The sequence below is a fragment of the Salinimicrobium soli genome, assembly GCF_048323655.1.
GTDB lineage: Bacteria > Bacteroidota > Bacteroidia > Flavobacteriales > Flavobacteriaceae > Salinimicrobium > Salinimicrobium soli.
The window spans coordinates 195,771-213,573 of the sequence record NZ_JBLUWW010000002.1 but is presented as its reverse complement, the minus strand read 5'-3'; the positions used below and the strand labels follow the sequence as shown (position 1 = coordinate 213,573).

Below are 17,803 nucleotides of genomic sequence, written 5' to 3'. Positions count from 1 at the left end.
AATAATTCCAATTTTTCTTCAAAAATTGCCATTCTCATTCAGCCCTTGCTACTGCTGATTTGGTCGTATTTTTCTTCAAAAAATTTCGATTGGAAAATATTAACATCTTCATAAATTTTTTTCTAAACTCTTGTTAAGTCCCTGTGGCTTAAGTCGTTTTTACTGTAACTTCAAGAGCTAACTACTAAAAAAACCAAAAAATTATGGAAAATGATTTTCAAGAATTTGGCGATCGAATTGTCGGATTTTTACCAGATCTTTTAGGGGCACTTTTGGTGCTCTTCATTGGCTGGCTCATAGCCCGTGGTGTGAAAGCACTGGTGGTAAAAATGCTACGGAAAACATCATGGGATGAACGCATTTTTGGGTCAGATGATATAAAGGACACCAATGTATTTGTAGGTAATATTTTTTATTACCTCATTATGATCATTGTACTACTCATTGTTCTGGAGATCCTGGGCATTAGCGAAGTATTGACACCCCTGGAAAACATGATGAACGAATTCCTGATGTTCATTCCTAATCTTATAGGTGCTGCCCTCATCGCTTTTATAGGTTATGTTCTGGCAAAATTCGTCGCCAACCTAATTCGTATAGGTGGCGGCATTTTAGACAAATGGGTCGACAAAACCGGGTTTAAAGACACAGATAAATTGGTGGACATCATCAGAAAGATCGTCTTCATCGTTATCTTTATTCCGTTCCTCATCCAGGCTTTTAATACCTTGCAGTTAGAAGCCATTTCAGAACCCGCAAATGACATTCTTTACGGCTTTACTGAGATCATAGGTGAAATAGTGATCGCAGCAGTCATTCTGTTGGTCTTCATCTGGGGTGGAAAATTCCTGGCTAATTTCCTGGAAGATCTTTTCAGAAGTTTGGGACTCGATCGTACTGCGGAAAAGATCCAGATCCACAATATGATCGGTGCAGGACAATCCCTGTCTAAACTGGTAGCGAACCTTATCTATTTCTTCCTGGTGTTCTTCGGAATTATTACGGCTGTTGAAATATTAGGACTTTCCCGATTAACCGAGATCTTAAATGACATTTTGGAAGTGACCGGACAGATTATCTTCGGATTGATCATCCTGGCCATCGGAAATTACATCTCGCTGTTGATCTACAACACGATGACCCGTTCCAAAAAGAACAATTTCATCGCCAGCGTGGTACGCTGGGCATCCCTGGCGCTTTTTATTGCCATCGCGCTTAGAACCATGGGAATTGCAAATGAGATCGTGGAACTTGCCTTCGGACTTATTCTTGGAGCCATCGCGGTAGCCGTTGCTTTAAGCTACGGACTCGGTGGACGCGAAGCAGCTGGAGAACATTTCCGGGATATTGTCAGTAAATTCCGTGAGGACGCTGCAGAATACAAAAGCCCTTCCACCGGAAGGTCTGATCTTCCAAAAGGACCGGAAAATCCACCCATTCCTCCAAGGGAAAAAGGCAGGGATGATAAAGACCATCCAAATCCTCCAATGTAGAGGAATAGAACCTTAAATTAAAGCCAGTCAAAAATGACATTTTTGACTGGCTTTTTTATTTTCCGTCAACGTAATCCTGCAGGTATTGGAAGCGCGGAGTAAGTTTTTTGTCTTTGGTCATTCGGGCGCGCTCCAGGATACCATCCTTATCTCCGTTAAAAAAAGCGGGCAATACGTGTTCCAGGAACATCTCTCCAAAACCTTCACTGGCATCTTTTGGTAACTCACACGGCAGGTTATCAACTGCCATTACCGTAATCGCTGAATCTTCCTTGAAATCGACTTCGCTCAAAGTCTCCGGACTAAAGCCATAAAAAGGTTCGGCTATGGTAGAAGGGCGGATAGTACTGGCAATGGGACCTGCAATATCACAGGAAATATCAGCTACAAAGCGTATTTTAAAGGCAGGTGATTGTACATCTTCAGCCGTAAAAAAGACCGGGGCTCCCTGGCCGTAAAAATGACCGGCTATAAAAAAATCACTGGCTTTGGCAAACCGCAAAAAATCTGACTCATATTTTTCTGGGTGCTTATAGAAATCCTGGTTAGAACCTTCGGCCCCATCCTTTCTCTTATTATAGTCCATGACATCAATATGACAATAGACCGGGGCATTGAAGCTTTCCTCTAGGTATTCGTCTACTCCAACCTGCTTAATTTTCAGGTGGTCCAAAATTTCTTTAGCGCCATAAGCTACTTTTCCGCTTCCGGTAAGTACGATCTTAATCGGTGGCAGAGAGATCTTATCGAGTTCTGCCAGCATGGCATTGAGGTCTGGCAGATCTTCAGCCTTCGGAAGTTCAAAAATGCCTTTTTTGAGACCTATAGCCCGCAACCCGTTATAAGCACCCACGAGTCCGGCATATCTTCCAAAGCCAATTAGGCGATGACCTACTTCATTCACAATGACCTCATGGTCGTAGAGTTCAATATTCTTATTCAGGATCTCCCGTAAAAGGTCCCGGTTATAGGGCTGTTCCTTTATTGTATGGGAAAAGAAAAAGTATTTTTTATTAGGAATAAGCGCCGGAATGGGCACTTCTTTTACTCCCAGCATCACATCACAATCACTAACATCTTCCACCACCTCAAAACCGGCCTCACGATAACGATCATCGGAAAAAATGCGAAGCTCTGAACTTTCTATTTTAAAACTTGCCTCGGGAAATTTTTGGACGGCTTCCTTTAATTTTTCCGGGGAGAAAACAACTCTTCTGTCCGGCGGGGTTTTCCGCTCTTTGATCAGGGCAAATTTTATCATATTTTGGTATAGGTTTTGAATAATTAATGACGAGTCTCAAAGATAGGAATTTAATACTATCTTTGTTTGCGCGTTAGGGATAGCAGCGGTTAGCTCCCGATGGTAATCGGGACTAAAAGCGAATAGCCCGCCCTTTGAGATCCTGAGCCTGGCGAAGGAACGAAAAAGGGAACGCCCAAAAAGCTGGCATGAAAAATGCACTTTTTGACATAAGTTCTTTACATAATGGGGTCGACTTGGTTTTGACAGCGAGTCTAATTGAGTTGTAAGCACGTCGAGCGCTGGGAAATAGCTCGTAAATCTCATTTTTCACACTTTTTTAAACGGCGAGAATAACTACGCCTTGGCTGCATAATCCGAATCACAGTAGGAATGCTTAGTCCCTGCAAGGCAGGGAGCCAAGATGTCTCGTGGAAGCCTTGATTTACGGCGTCCACAACAGAGGCACCGGTAAAGTAAATATAGTGACCGCAGGGCCTTGATGCGGTTGCGAAACTTAAGCGAGGATACGTGTAAAGTTGGTGGTTTTCGACCGGCTTTGCATCGACAACCAAACGAAGACTAAGCGTGTAGAAAGCAGCTGAGTTGCTTGTTTGGACGAGGGTTCGAACCCCTCCGACTCCACAATCAAACGCAGCCATGCTGCGGATCAAAACAGAAAACCTGCCAAGCCTTTTCGCTTGAGCAGGTTTTTTCGTTTTTGGACGCCTGGCCCCGCAGGGACAGTTAAGCATGGCTGACATTTGCAGTATGGGATTCACTAGGGGAAGGCGCAGCCAACCCCTCCGACTCCACAATCAAGCGCAGCCATGCTGCGGATCAAAACAGAAAACCTGCCAAGCCTTTTCGCTTGAGCAGGTTTTTTCGTTTTTGGACGCCTGGCCCCGCAGGGACAGTCAAGCATGGCTGACATTTGCAGTATGGGAATCATTAGGGGAAGGCGCAGCCAACCCCTCCGACTCCACCTACGCCCTCCGAAGTCCTGTTTTTCAGGACGAAGGGGGGCTTTTTATTTGAATACGTTCTACAAAAATGAATTCATATCATTAATCTTCGGATAGCTTCGGTGGACGAAGGTCCACCCCTTCTCAAAGAGTAAAATAAATTTAATATGGTTCTCCCTTTTGCAGTTTATGTCCTTAAATGCTCTAATGGCCAATATTATACAGGATATATTGAAAATATCACTGAACGGATAAGGAGAAATTTAGGAGCTGGGAGAGGTATCATATGGATATCGGACAAAGTAGATAAGAATTCTTATAAATATCGCTTCCTCCAAAATTTGTTTTATTTATCTGAAAATCACTATATTGAATAAAAATTTTCCCTACGTTTTCAATCCAACACTGTATGGAGGCTACAAGCTGGGAAAATTCAAAAAATTGGTGCAAGTTCAGAAAACTTATAAATGAAGGAGTTCTTTCTTTGAATGACCTTGCAACTATACTTCCCGGTGCATTACATATTAACAGTCGGCAAGATTTCTCATTTCGCTACCTATCGAAGAATGGATGCAACCTTATAGGGTACACTAAGGATCAATTGCGGGAAGAAGGGAGTCAATTACTACACAGGCATCAAAGCTCTTTTACAAGGGAAATCACACATCCTAAAGTGTCCAGAGAATTGAATAGCCAGGATTCCGAAAAAGTAATTCTATATTACCAAGACTGGAAAAGACCGGGGAAAACACCATTCTTTTTCCTTACAACTACAAGGGTGTGGAATGAAGAGGAATTTATCTCAATCAGCTTTTTCCCGGGAGAAGTTGATCATATAACTCAAAGAATTAATCAGCTATTTGGGATCAATAAAGTATTCACTCAATATTTTGAAGCGTATAATAAACTTACCAGGAGGGAAAAGGAAATCCTGGAGTTATTAGGTAAAGATTTCACCCGGTGTGAAATCGCTTCTCAGCTTTTTGTAGCAGAAGCTACTATTAAGAAGCATTGTGAGAATATTTACAAAAAACTCGGTACACATAAAAGAACAGAACTCGAGAAGATTGCTGTTGCTTTTGTCTCATTAGTAAATTAGGCCATATGGCGTATGGTACATTCTAACTGTTCTACCTAAATTAGAAACTTTCTCGACCCTACAGAATCTTTCCCCTATCTCTATCGGGATTCCCCAGACCCGACGGTTCTACTTTTTTTTAAAATTTTCAAATGTCAGGGTCATGAAAAAATTTACTGTCTTCTCAATTATTTTTCTTTTTTCTTCATCTTTTTTATTAGGGCAAACAGCGACCGACTGTGTAGCTCCCATGGATCTGAACACCTGGCAGCAGGAAGGTGACCCGTATTATGGAAACTGGAGTGTCTCAGCTGATGGAAAATCCTTAACACAATCCACTAATGGTTCACCTACCTTCTTTGTTACCCCAGATGAATATATTAATACTACAGTCGAAGGAGAGTTCGGGGTCCAAACCAGCGGTGATGATGATTTTATAGGTTTTGTTTTGGGTTATAAATCTCCCAACAATTCTACTGCTGATAATGCTTATGACTTCATATTATTCGATTGGAAGCAACTCAATCAAAACTATGAATGCTATGCATCAAGCGGAATGCGGTTGCGCAGAATTTCCGGAGTCCCGACCACTCAAACTGGTGCATTTTGGTGTTCTTCAGACCCCATAACTACTGTTTTGGCAACCAATAACTCTATGGGAGGTTGGCAGGATTATAGATATTATAGGTTTAAGGCTGAATACACTGAAACCAATATAAAAATATGGATTGATAATGTTCTTGTCTTTGACGTAAATGGACAATTTTCGAGTGGAAAATTCGGATTTTATAATTACTCCCAGGCCAATTCAGTTTACAGGAATTTTGCCATACCCTTTAAAACTTTTATTGAAAAAACAGACAGTGATTGTCCAAATACTCCAAATGGTTCTGCAGAAGCCATTCCTTCAACCACAGATCTCGGTCCATATACTTACCAATGGAGCAATGGAGCTTCTACAAAAATAGCCACAGATCTAATTCCTGGTACTTACACAGTTGATATATATGCAGCCAACGGCTGTCATTCCAGCGAATCGGTTACTATTGAGTCTCCTCCAGACACTACAACTCCTCAAGCTGTGACCAAAGATATCACAGTAGAGTTAGACGAATTTGGAAATGCTACTATCACGCCAGCCGATGTTGATGATGGATCTAATGATAACTGCGGAATTGAAACTATGACTCTTTCCAAAACTAATTTTACTTCAGCAGATCTTGGTTCCAACACAGTTTCCTTAACGGTTACAGATTTTGATGGAAACACAGATTCACAGACTGCTACGGTAACAGTAGTGATTATTGATACCACCTCCTTCATCACCACCTGGAAAACAGACAATCTAGGCACTTCCTGTAATTCCTGTATTACTATACCAACAACAGGGACAGGCTATGATTATGATGTGGATTGGGATAACGATGGGATTTTTGATCAGTTTGGAATAAATGGTAATGTCGCACACGACTTTGGAACTCCTGGAACTTACACTATTCGAATAAGGGGAGACTTTCCTCAGATCTATTTCAATAACTCTAGCGACAAAGAAAAAATTCTTTCAGTGGATCAATGGGGGGATATTTCCTGGAATTCTATGGCGCACGCATTTCATGGCTGTAAATATCTTACAATTCCTGCTGAAGACGCTCCTAATTTATCTACCGTTACCAATACGTCATATATGTTTGCTGACGCCGAAAATTTTAATCAGAATATTAATCATTGGGATGTGAACAATGTCACGAATATGCAATGGATGTTTGCTCGTGCAAGCAACTTTAATCAGGACATTGGAGATTGGGATGTTAGTATGGTAACTGATATGTCAGCTATGTTTTATGCAACTTCGTTTAACCAAGACATTGGTAATTGGAATGTTAGTCAAGTCACAAATATGGACGCTATGTTTTCAGGTGCAAATTCATTTAACCAGGACATTGGAAATTGGGATGTAAGCCAGGTTACTAATATGCGTGTTATGTTCGGAAGTGCAACTGCATTTAACCAGGATATAAGTATTTGGGATGTTGGTCAAGTCATCAATATGTCCAATATGTTTAAATATGCAAGTTCTTTTAATCAGGATATAAGAAGTTGGGACGTTAGCCAGGTTACTGACATGTCCGAAATGTTCTGGGGAACTTCTTTTAACCAGGATATAGGAAATTGGATGGTTAGTCAAGTTACAAATATGTCCGCTATGTTTTTTGGAGCTACACTTTCAACCGATAATTACGATAGTCTATTACTTGGCTGGAGCAGCCAAAATCTACAACCTAATGTTAATTTTCACGGTGGGAATAGCCAATACTGTGAAGGCGCTGCAGCCAGACAGCAGATGATCGACAATTTTGGCTGGAGCATTACCGATGCCGGTCCAGCTGGGAACCTGTTAACCTTCAACCAAGAACCATTGCCCGATATAATCCAATCCTCCGCAGTTACCAGTCTACCGGCCCCAACAGCCACAAATTGTGTAGGTGAAACGGTTACAGGCACCACCACAACTACATTTCCCATAACCGCACCGGGAGAGACCATTGTGATCTGGACATATGAAGTGCCAGATGGGACTACAATGGAGCAACAACAAAAAGTAATTATTGAAGAAGATACCACCTCCTTCATCACCACCTGGAAGACCGACAATCCCGGTTCTTCCTGTGATTCCTGTATTACTATTCCCACAACGGGAACTGGTTACAATTATGATGTGGATTGGAATGATGATGGCATTTTTGATGAAACTGGCATAACAGGAAATATTACACACGACTTTGGAACTCCTGGGACTTACACTATTCGGATCAGGGGAGATTTTCCCAGGATTTTCTTCAATTACACAGGAGATAAAGAAAAAATTCTTTCAGTAGATCAATGGGGGGCAATTGTATGGAGTAGCATGGATAGATCATTTTCTGGTTGTCTTAATCTTGTTATAAATGCTGGAGATGTTCCAGATTTGTCTATCGTTGCCTCTACGGCCAATATGTTTTCGCAAGCATCTGCTTTTAACCAAGATATTGGTAATTGGGATGTTAGCCAAGTAATAGATATGACTGGCATGTTTAGGGGTGCCACCTCTTTTAATCAGGATATAGGTGGTTGGGATGTTGGCAATGTATCAAATATGAGAACAATGTTTGCAGGAGCAACTGATTTCAACCAAGAGATTGGCGATTGGGATGTCAGTAGTGTAACAAATATGACAGCGATGTTCTCCAGTGCCTCTTCCTTTAACCAAGACATAGGAAGCTGGAATGTTAGCCAGGTAACCAGTATGTCATTTATGTTCTATGAAGCCCCAGCGTTCAATCAAGATTTAGGAAGCTGGAATGTTAGCCAAGTAAATAATATGTCATACATGTTTAGTTCTTTTTACGGATCTGACTTTAACCAAAATATTGGAAACTGGGATGTAAGTCAGGTGACAAATATGGAGGACATGTTTCGCAATACAACTGCTTTTAATCAAGATCTCGGAAGTTGGGATGTCAGCAATGTAACCAATATGTCTGGCATGTTCCATAGGGCCCATGCCTTTAACCAGGACATTGGGAATTGGAATGTTAGTAAGGTTACAAATATGTCACAAATGTTTCAAGGGGCACCTGCCTTTAACCAAAACATCGAAAATTGGGATGTTAGCCAAGTTACGACTATGAGATTAATGTTTGTCGCCACTCCCTTTAATCAGGACATTGGAAATTGGGATGTCAGCCAAGTAACAGATATGGCTGGAATGTTTTTATATGTCACTCTTTCTATAGAAAACTATGACAAACTTTTAATCGGCTGGAGTAGCCAGAATTTACAGCCTAATGTAATTTTTGAAGGTGGAGATAGTCAATACTGTGAAGGTGCTGCAGCCAGACAGCAAATGATAGACAATTTTGGCTGGACAATTACTGATGCCGGCCCAGCCGGCAATTTATTCACTTTGGACCAGCAATCACTACCCAATATTAATGAATCCTGTGAAGTTTTATCCCTTACCGCACCAACGGCTACAGATTGTTCTGGACAAATTATTACCGCCACTACTACAACAGAATTTCCCATAACCCAACAAGGGGAAACAATAGTCACCTGGGTTTTTGATGATGGTATTGGAAATACTGTAGAGCAGCAGCAAACAGTAATAATTGAAGATCTGGCACCGCCCACTATTACTTGTGAAGCTATAATTGTAGAAACCGATGAAGGACAATGCGAAGCAAATGTTGTTATTCCGTCTCCAGCGGTAAGTGATAATTGCAATTTAAGTTCTACTGCCCTCGATTTCGATGGTCTAAACGACTATGTGGAAATTCAAAACTTTCCTTTTTTACAAGATTTTACTATAGAAGCCTGGGTAAACCCTGTTTATATCCCCAACGAAGGTTATCGATCTATTGTTAGTAAGGGTGCTGTGTTTGATGCGAATACCAATTTTGATTTTGGAATCAGAAGAAACTATAGAAATGGGAATTATTTCGTTTATCTCTACTTCCAGGGTGGAGCTACTCTTAACGGTATTGCCTTAGAAATTGATAATACTGCAAATACCTGGACTCACCTTGCAGGAAGTTTTGATAGTACAACTAAAACGCTCAGACTTTACCAGGACGGAAGGCTTTTGGGTTCGAATGTTTCTACTACGACACCTACAGACGGAGGTCACAATCTGCGTATTGGGCATCCTGCAACAATCGATGGACAAGATGAACCTTATACTGGAAAAATAGATGAAGTACGAATTTGGAATTACGCATTAACAGACGAGGAAGTACTAAGTGCTCACAATAAGGTACTGGCTGGTTCTGAACCTGGTCTTCAGGCCTATTATAATTTTGAGGACGGGCCGGGTAGTAATACACTCACCGATCAATCAAATAATCAAAAAAACGGCAGCCTTGTCAACATGGACCCTTCAACAGATTGGATAACGAGTGGTGCTGAAATATCAACCATTAGCCTTACGAATAATATTACAAATACCGCAGACGCCTCTGGGATCTATCCAGTGGGTGACACTGAAATAATTTGGACAGCTATTGATGCTAATGGGAATGAATCTACCTGCACCCAAACTATTACTGTAGAGGACAATGAATCTCCCCTGACTCATGTTCAAGATGTTTATTTGGAGCTGGATGAAAATGGACAAGCTACACTTACAGCTGATCAGGTGAATGATAACAGCACAGACAATTGTGGTATACAAACTATTTCTATTGACAAAAACAGTTTCACTTGTGATGACATTTCCTCAAATGGTGAATCTACATATTCGGTAAGTTTTAACGGACTCTCAGATTACATTCAAATTGGGAATAATAACAACTTAAATGTCAGTTCTCAAATTACCCTTCAGGCATGGATTTTTCCGACCGGAATAGGTCAACATCAGGAAAGTCAAACCCATGGTGGAATAATTATAAACAAAGAAGGTGAATATGAAATGGCAAGATTTCCAGATGGTCAATTGAAATATGCCCTTGGTGAAACAAATGCAATTTGGCAATGGATAGATACCGGAGTTTTTCTACCACTGAACGAATGGTCCCACGTTTCCTTAACTTATGATGGCGCAGTAGTAAATATTTATAAAAACGGTAGTCTACAAAATTCCATTAATAGAACTGGACCTATTGGGGATTCCGAAACTTTTCAAGACGATTTACGAATTGGAGGACGCCAGGGTTATATTCAATATTTTCACGGTAATCTTGCAGAGGTATCAGTTTGGAATGTCGCCCTGGATAATGTTACGATTAGCAATAATTATACCCAGCAATTGGAAGGTAGTGAAGCTGGATTAATTGGCTATTGGCCTATGGATGAAGGTTCCGGAGGGCAGGTTATTGACAACTCTCCTAATAATAACAATGGAACCTTAATGAATCAGGCTACCTGGAGTCAAGATTCACCTATATCCGGTAATAGTGCTAATCAGGTTCAACTAAGTGTAACTGATATACACGGTAATACTTCCACTACAATAGCTAATGTCATTGTTGAAGATAAACTTCCACCTACAGTTATTACTCAAGATAAAACTGTACAACTGGATGCCAACGGAATAGCTTCCATAGTTCCTGCAGACATTGATAATGGTTCTACTGATAATTGCGGTATTGATACTTACGGCCTGGACATCACCTCCTTTGACTGTAGTGATGTGGGTACTCCTGTGACGGTGACGCTAACTGTGACTGATGTCAATGGTCAAAAAGCTTCAGCCCCGGCCACTGTGACCGTTCAGGATATCACTCCGCCTTCAGCAACCACCAAAAACATCACTGTGCAGCTCGATGCCACCGGTAATATCTCAATAGCAGAAGATGCTGTGGACGATGGTTCCTCTGATGCCTGTGGCGGACTTACTTTTGACACAGATATTACCGACTTCACCTGTAATGACGTAGGGGAAAATCCAGTAATACTAACCGTGACTGATGCTAATGGACAAACAGCGTCAGCCCCGGCGACTGTGACCGTTCAGGATATTACTCCGCCTTCAGTGACTACCAAAAACATCACTGTACAGCTCGATGCCACCGGTAATATCTCAATAGCAGAAGATGCTGTGGACGATGGTTCCTCTGATGCCTGTGGCGGACTTACTTTTGATACCGATATTACCGCCTTCACCTGTAATGATGTGGGAGAAAATCCAGTAATACTAACCGTGACTGATGCTAATGGACAAACAGCGTCAGCTCCGGCGACTGTGACCGTTCAGGATATCACTCCGCCTTCAGTGACTACCAAAAACATTACTGTACAGCTCGATTCCACCGGTAATGTCTCAATAGCAGAAGATGCTGTGGACGATGGTTCCTCTGACGCCTGCGGTGGACTTACTTTTGACACAGATATTACCGACTTCACCTGTAATGACGTAGGGGAAAATCCAGTAATACTAACCGTGACTGATGCTAATGGACAAACAGCGTCAGCCCCGGCGACTGTGACCGTTCAGGATATTACTCCGCCTTCAGTGACTACCAAAAACATCACTGTACAGCTCGATGCCACCGGTAATATCTCAATAGCAGAAGATGCTGTGGACGATGGTTCCTCTGATGCTTGCGGTGGACTTACTTTTGACACAGATATTACCGACTTCACCTGTAATGACGTAGGGGAAAATCCAGTAATACTAACCGTGACTGATGCTAATGGACAAACAGCGTCAGCCCCGGCGACTGTGACCGTTCAGGATATTACTCCGCCTTCAGTGACTACCAAAAACATCACTGTACAGCTCGATTCCACCGGTAATATCTCAATAGCAGAAGATGCTGTGGACGATGGTTCCTCTGATGCTTGCGGTGGACTTACTTTTGACACAGATATTACCGACTTCACCTGTAATGACGTAGGGGAAAATCCAGTAATACTAACCGTGACTGATGCTAATGGACAAACAGCTTCAGCCCCGGCGACTGTGACCGTTCAGGATATCACTCCGCCTTCAGTGACTACCAAAAACATTACTGTACAGCTCGATTCCACCGGTAATGTCTCAATAGCAGAAGATGCTGTGGACGATGGTTCCTCTGACGCCTGCGGTGGACTTACTTTTGACACAGATATTACCGACTTCACCTGTAATGACGTAGGGGAAAATCCAGTAATACTAACCGTGACTGATGCTAATGGACAAACAGCGTCAGCCCCGGCGACTGTAACGGTTCAGGATGAGATTGCTCCAGACATCACCTGTATTTCCGACCAGGAACGTTATGTTGATCCATATCAAACTTATTACACAGTTCAGGGCACTGAATTTGACGCTACCGCTACCGATGCCTGTGGAATTGCTTCTTTCTCCTACTCTGGTGGTTTGACCACAACCTCTGGAACCAGCATGAATGGAGTTCAATTAGATATAGGTGTCAATTCTATGACTTGGACGGCCAAAGATGTAAATAATAATTCATCTCAGTGTTCAACTACGGTCACAATTAAGAAGAGACCAACTACTCTTACCTATACGGGTGATCTCCAAGAACAATATTCAGATAATGTTAGCCTCTCAGCTACATTGACAGACGATGTTTCGGGTACAGGTGTCAAAGAAAAGACGGTTAAATTCACTATTGGTTCGCAATCCACTACAGCGCAAACCGATGCAAACGGATTGGCTTCTACCAGCCTGAAATTAAATCAAGACCCAGCCAATACCTACACCGTTGAAACTGAATTCCTGGAAGATGACAGTTACTTAGGCAGCAGTGACTCTGATGCCTTCGATATCACCCCGGAAAATGCAATGGTGGCCTATACAGGTCAGTCTTTACAGGCTACCCCAACTGCAAGAGATTCCGAAGCATGGGTAGTATTAAGTGCCAATATTCAAGATATCACTGCGAATCCGGCTTATACCTTATATGATGCCTTTGAGGGAGATATAAGGAATGCGAAAGTCAAATTTGTAATAGTCGAAACTGGTGAGCAATTCGGTTGGCTGCAAGTGACCGATCTGGTTGACCCTTCTGATTCCAAGACTGGAACAGTCAGCTACGAATGGCTGGCTCAGATAAGCGGAAATAATTCTTCTGAATCCTTTACTGTAAGAGTATTAGTAGACAACGGATATTATGTTGCGGAAGATGAAACCGTCGTGACAGTATATATTCCTACCGGAGACTTTATTACCGGAGGTGGTTATCTAATACCTGATGCTTCAGCTGGTGAATATGCTTCTAATCAGGGGTTGAAAACTAACTTTGGTTTTAATGTGAAGTACAACAAGAAAGGTAACAAGCTTCAAGGACATATGAATGTTATCTTTAGGCGATTGGAAGCTGATGGTAAAATTCATAAATATCAGATTAAAAGCAATGCTGTACAGTCTTTAGGGGTAGATGTTTCAGATCCAGATGCTCAGGTGGCCACATTTACTACCAAATCCAATCTCACCGATATTACCGATCCATTGAATCCGGTTTCTCTTGGTGGTAACCTGATCCTGAAAGTTGATATGACCGACAGGGGCGAGCCGGGTACCGATGATTCAATTTCATTTACCCTGACCGATGGAAACACAGGCGCTCTGCTATACTCGAGCAACTGGACGGGCATTGCAAGTGAAGAAAGTAAGCTTGCAGGAGGAAACCTTGTAGCACATAGTGGGTTTACTTTGGCAAGTACCACCGAAAATGCGGAAACCTTGAGTCTCGCGACCGACTCCACTATGGGCTTTGATTTTATAGTTTCACCTAATCCATCCACAGATTATTTCACAGTATTTATAAATACTGACAATCAGAAAGATCAAGTTCAGTTATATGTGCACGATTACAACGGCAGTCTTGTCTACAAAACTTCAGGAAAGCCAAATGAGGAATACACTTTTGGCCAAAGCTTTCAGGCTGGAACTTACATTGTGAGAGTTGAACAAGCTGGAGAGGTTAAGCAAAAAATTGTGATCAGGGATAACTAATTAACCAGATTGCTCCATCAGTAATATTAAAAGAGTCACCTTTAAGGGGGCTCTTTTATTTCCGATAATAAATATAATTCCTATTCTGGTTGAATTCGACAAAAGTCTGCCTGTTCTGAGGTTCTTCCAGAGCAGCTTGAATTTGAACAAGGTTCTTACTTATCTCTTTCTTAGATTGCAATAATGGTTTATTACAATCGACTCCATTCTCCTCATAAAGGAGGTATTTCTCGCTGTCATTAAGAGTATCCAAGATAAAGGAGAAGTCCACTTCACTAAAGACAAATTACCCGTCGAACTTATCCATATTTCTCTTTTTCTTAATAAAAAGAAAGCGTGTGATTTCGAGCGGTACCTCAAAAAAGGCTCAGGAGCAGCTTTTAGAAATAAGAGGCTACTATAATAAACCCACCCAAAGCGTTTTTATGCAATATGGAATGACTTTCTAATTAAAACAAAAACTTCCATAAAATAAAAATCCCCGCCAACTTTTGTGGACAGGGATTTTTTTGGCTGAAAACTGAGCCTATTCTCCTAAAAACTCTTCCTTAGTTTTTATTGTAATCGAGCCTTTCTCATCCTTCTCCAATACTTTATTCACTTTTGAAGCATATTTTTTCTCAATCTTTTTAAGGTCATCCCAGGCGGCCTGAAGCTGTTTTTCATATTCATCAGCATTAGTGTAGTGCACCGGGGCCGGTTTATCAAAACTTCTCGCAACCTGATTGTAAAGTTCACTCAGTTTCTCTCTTAGCTCATCTTCTGCTTCCTGTACATACCTGTCGCCGGTGGTTACCACGAGCCTCGATTTGAGTTCAGTCAATTCCGCAGACATCTTTTTAGCGTCTTTTGAATCAGAGTCTTCAAGTTCCTTTACATAGGAATCAATGCGGTGACCAAGATAGGCGAGATCTTCTACCGCATCAAAAAGGCGAAATGTGAGCTTTCGGTTCTCTTCCCGTTCTGCGGCAGTAATATCTGAGGCAGGATCATTCTTCACCGTGATCATGTGCTCATAAGATTCTTTCCCTTTGGTAATAACTACTTTGTAATCCCCGGCTAACACCCTTGGGGCTATAACAAAAGATGGCACCTTACCAACGGCCACTTTGGGAGTCTTCTGCAGGTAATCCCAGGTCACAATATTCAGCCCTTTTGATTTTCCCGGGGATGGACTGGCTACAACATTGCCTTTGGAATCGTAAATGTCCATAGACATCTTCCCGAAGGTGTGCCTTTTCTTAAGGTAATACATAAGCTTCACCTGGGAATCCGGATTCGCGCCAACAAATTGTGTTTCACTACTGGCGCCCCCAAAATTTCTTTCCTCTTCAATGATCCCTGCGGAAGTATCAAAAAAATGAAGATCCTTTTGCAGTACCTCATCGTTTATTTGCCGAAGTGGAGAGATATCATCTATAATGATCACACCACGTCCATGAGTAGCCAAAACGAGATCTGAAGTTTTCTTGTGCAATTCAATAAATGGAATCGCCACCGGCGGAAGGTTGTTCGTAAAATGTGCCCAGTGCCCTCCCCCATCGATACTAATATATAATCCTGCTTCGGTACCCAAAAAGAGCAAATTTTCCTTCTCATAATCCTCCTGAATGTTCCTGGCATAACCTTCGATCTCGTCTGTAGTAATAGACTTCCAGGAAGCACCAAAATCTGAAGTCTTGTACACATAAGGCGTCATGTCGCCCACGGCATGTCTGTCAAAAACAGCATAAGCGGTACCTGGATCATGTACACTGGCTTCTATATGATAGACCCAACTGTTTACCGGCAGATCAGGAAGGTTCTTTACAAGATTCTTCCAGCTCTTGCCCCCGTCCCGGGTAAGGTGGAGGTTTCCGTCATCGGTTCCAACCCAAATGAGGTTTTCATCTAAAGGAGATTCAGCAATACTGAAGATTGTGGTGTGCGTCTCGGCTCCTGACTTATCAATAGAAAGTCCGCCGGATTCCTTCTTCTGCTTTGAGGGATCATTTGTGGTAAGGTCTGGAGAAATTTTTGTCCAGGTATCCCCCATATCTTCAGATCTGTGCAAAAACTGGCTTCCCATATAAAACCTGTCCGGCTGATGATTACTTACTGCCATGGGAGCATTCCAATTAAAACGCAATTCTTCATTTCCTTCAGGCAGCGGCGCAATGACCTTGGCCTGTTTCTTATCCACATCATACCTCCACACAGGGTTCGCACCCTGGGCTTCAGAATAAATGATATTTTTTGTCGGATGCTTTAAAACGCGAAATCCGTCACCGCCTCCTATAGGTTCCCAATCTCTCGCCTCAATTCCGCCGGGAGATGAAGAAGGCCCAAACCAGGAGCCATTATCCTGCAGTCCCCCATACACATTGTAAGGCTCTGCATCGTCAACAGAAATGTGGTAGAACTGCGAAAGGGGCATATTTTCCACTATTTCAAAGTGCACTCCCCCATCCCAGCTGCGATAAACACCACCGTCTGTTCCCGTATACATGCGGTCGCTGTTATTAATATCAAATGATATATCATGAATGTCGGCGTGTTGAGCACCAAGATCCTTAAAAGTTTTTCCGCCATCGTGAGAGATAGAGCCTCTTAATCCACCCTTTACCACTACTTCCGGATTTTTAGGATCTACTACCAGCCTGGCAAAATAAAATGGCCGAACGGTTAGACCAAAATCACTGTTCAAATGTTTCCAGCTGGCTCCGGCGTCATCACTCCTGTAAAGACCATTTGTTTCAGCTTTTTCGGTCTCAACGGCGGCATAAAGGATTTCAGGTGCAGAAGGAGCAATAGCTACTGCTATCCTTCCGAGTTTTCCTGAAGGCAACCCTTTTTGGATTTTGTTCCAGGTTTCTCCGGCATCAGTACTTTTATAAAGTCCGCTGCTCTCTCCTCCGGAATTAAAGCCCCAGGGAGTTCTTCTGAAATTCCACATAGAGGCATATAGGATTTTAGGATTGGATGGATCCATAATGAGATCAGCTACTCCGGTGGTTTGATCGGTATAAAGAACCTTTTTCCAGGTTTCCCCGCCGTCGCTACTTTTAAAGATCCCCCGTTCTTCACTGTCACCCCAGAGAGCACCCATCACTCCAACGAACATCTCCTTTGAATTTTCAGGATTGATCACAATACTGCTGATCCTTTCGGAGTTTTCAAAGCCTTTTTTCTTCCAGGTGGTTCCCCCGTCAACCGACTTATAAAGTCCGTCACCCAGGCTTACCGAATTTCGGGTCCAGATCTCCCCTGTACCAACCCAAACAGTCTTGTCAGGATCTGTGGGATCAATGGTCACCACGCCAATAGATTGTGCATGTTCGTCAAAAATGGGTGAAAACGTTGCTCCTCCATTTGTTGTTTTCCAAACTCCACCTCCGGCAGTACCGGCATAGAGAATACGGTCATTGACAGGATGCGCCTCAAGATCAATGATGCGCCCGCTCATTAAAGCAGGACCAATATGTCGTGCTTTTAGATCTCCAAAAAGCTCTTTTCCAGACAGATTTTTTTCCTGAGATAGTCCCAGGGAAACGACTGTAAAGGCCAGTAAAAAAGTAAAGATGTTTTTTTTCATCAGGTGTGGTTTTT

5 protein-coding genes and 1 other RNA gene are annotated in these 17,803 nt (G+C 42.2%); 4 read left to right on the top strand and 2 right to left on the bottom strand.

The window, feature by feature from the left end; translation table 11 throughout:
* The first annotated feature begins 203 nt into the window (after positions 1 to 203).
* A complete protein-coding gene (locus tag ACNORC_RS06405) occupies positions 204 to 1,493 on the top strand; it encodes a mechanosensitive ion channel (RefSeq protein WP_418334799.1) in 1,290 nt (429 codons plus the stop codon).
* Between the two features lie 55 nt (positions 1,494 to 1,548).
* On the opposite strand, the gene ACNORC_RS06400 is transcribed toward ACNORC_RS06405, so the two are convergent.
* A complete protein-coding gene (locus ACNORC_RS06400) occupies positions 1,549 to 2,754 on the bottom strand; it encodes an NAD(P)-dependent oxidoreductase (RefSeq protein WP_418334798.1) in 1,206 nt (401 codons plus the stop codon).
* Between the two features lie 227 nt (positions 2,755 to 2,981).
* Here ACNORC_RS06400 and ssrA point away from each other — a divergent pair.
* The 3 genes from ssrA (at position 2,982) to ACNORC_RS06385 (ending at position 14,215) form a co-directional block, all read left to right on the top strand.
* Positions 2,982 to 3,381, top strand: a transfer-messenger RNA (tmRNA) gene (gene ssrA / locus ACNORC_RS06395).
* Positions 3,382 to 4,107: 726 nt separating this feature from the next.
* Entirely contained in the window at positions 4,108 to 4,797 is a 690-nt protein-coding gene (locus ACNORC_RS06390) for a LuxR C-terminal-related transcriptional regulator (protein ID WP_418334797.1), read from the top strand.
* Positions 4,798 to 4,939: 142 nt separating this feature from the next.
* Positions 4,940 to 14,215, top strand: coding sequence for a BspA family leucine-rich repeat surface protein (locus ACNORC_RS06385; RefSeq protein ID WP_418334796.1), 9,276 nt, complete (start codon positions 4,940 to 4,942; stop codon positions 14,213 to 14,215).
* Positions 14,216 to 14,741: 526 nt separating this feature from the next.
* On the opposite strand, the gene ACNORC_RS06380 is transcribed toward ACNORC_RS06385, so the two are convergent.
* Positions 14,742 to 17,789: a WD40/YVTN/BNR-like repeat-containing protein gene (locus ACNORC_RS06380; protein WP_418334795.1), complete on the bottom strand. Its 3,048-nt coding sequence runs from the start codon at positions 17,787 to 17,789 to the stop codon at positions 14,742 to 14,744.
* Positions 17,790 to 17,803 lie beyond the last annotated feature (14 nt).

Excerpts from the sequence above, each read along its gene's own strand:
- ACNORC_RS06390 (WP_418334797.1), top strand. The coding sequence starts at position 4,108 with ATGGAGGCTACAAGCTGGGAAAATTCAAAAAATTGGTGCAAGTTCAGA.
- ACNORC_RS06405 (WP_418334799.1), top strand. The coding sequence starts at position 204 with ATGGAAAATGATTTTCAAGAATTTGGCGATCGAATTGTCGGATTTTTA.
- ACNORC_RS06385 (WP_418334796.1), top strand. The coding sequence starts at position 4,940 with ATGAAAAAATTTACTGTCTTCTCAATTATTTTTCTTTTTTCTTCATCT.
- ACNORC_RS06400 (WP_418334798.1), bottom strand. The coding sequence starts at position 2,754 with ATGATAAAATTTGCCCTGATCAAAGAGCGGAAAACCCCGCCGGACAGA.
- ACNORC_RS06380 (WP_418334795.1), bottom strand. The coding sequence starts at position 17,789 with ATGAAAAAAAACATCTTTACTTTTTTACTGGCCTTTACAGTCGTTTCC.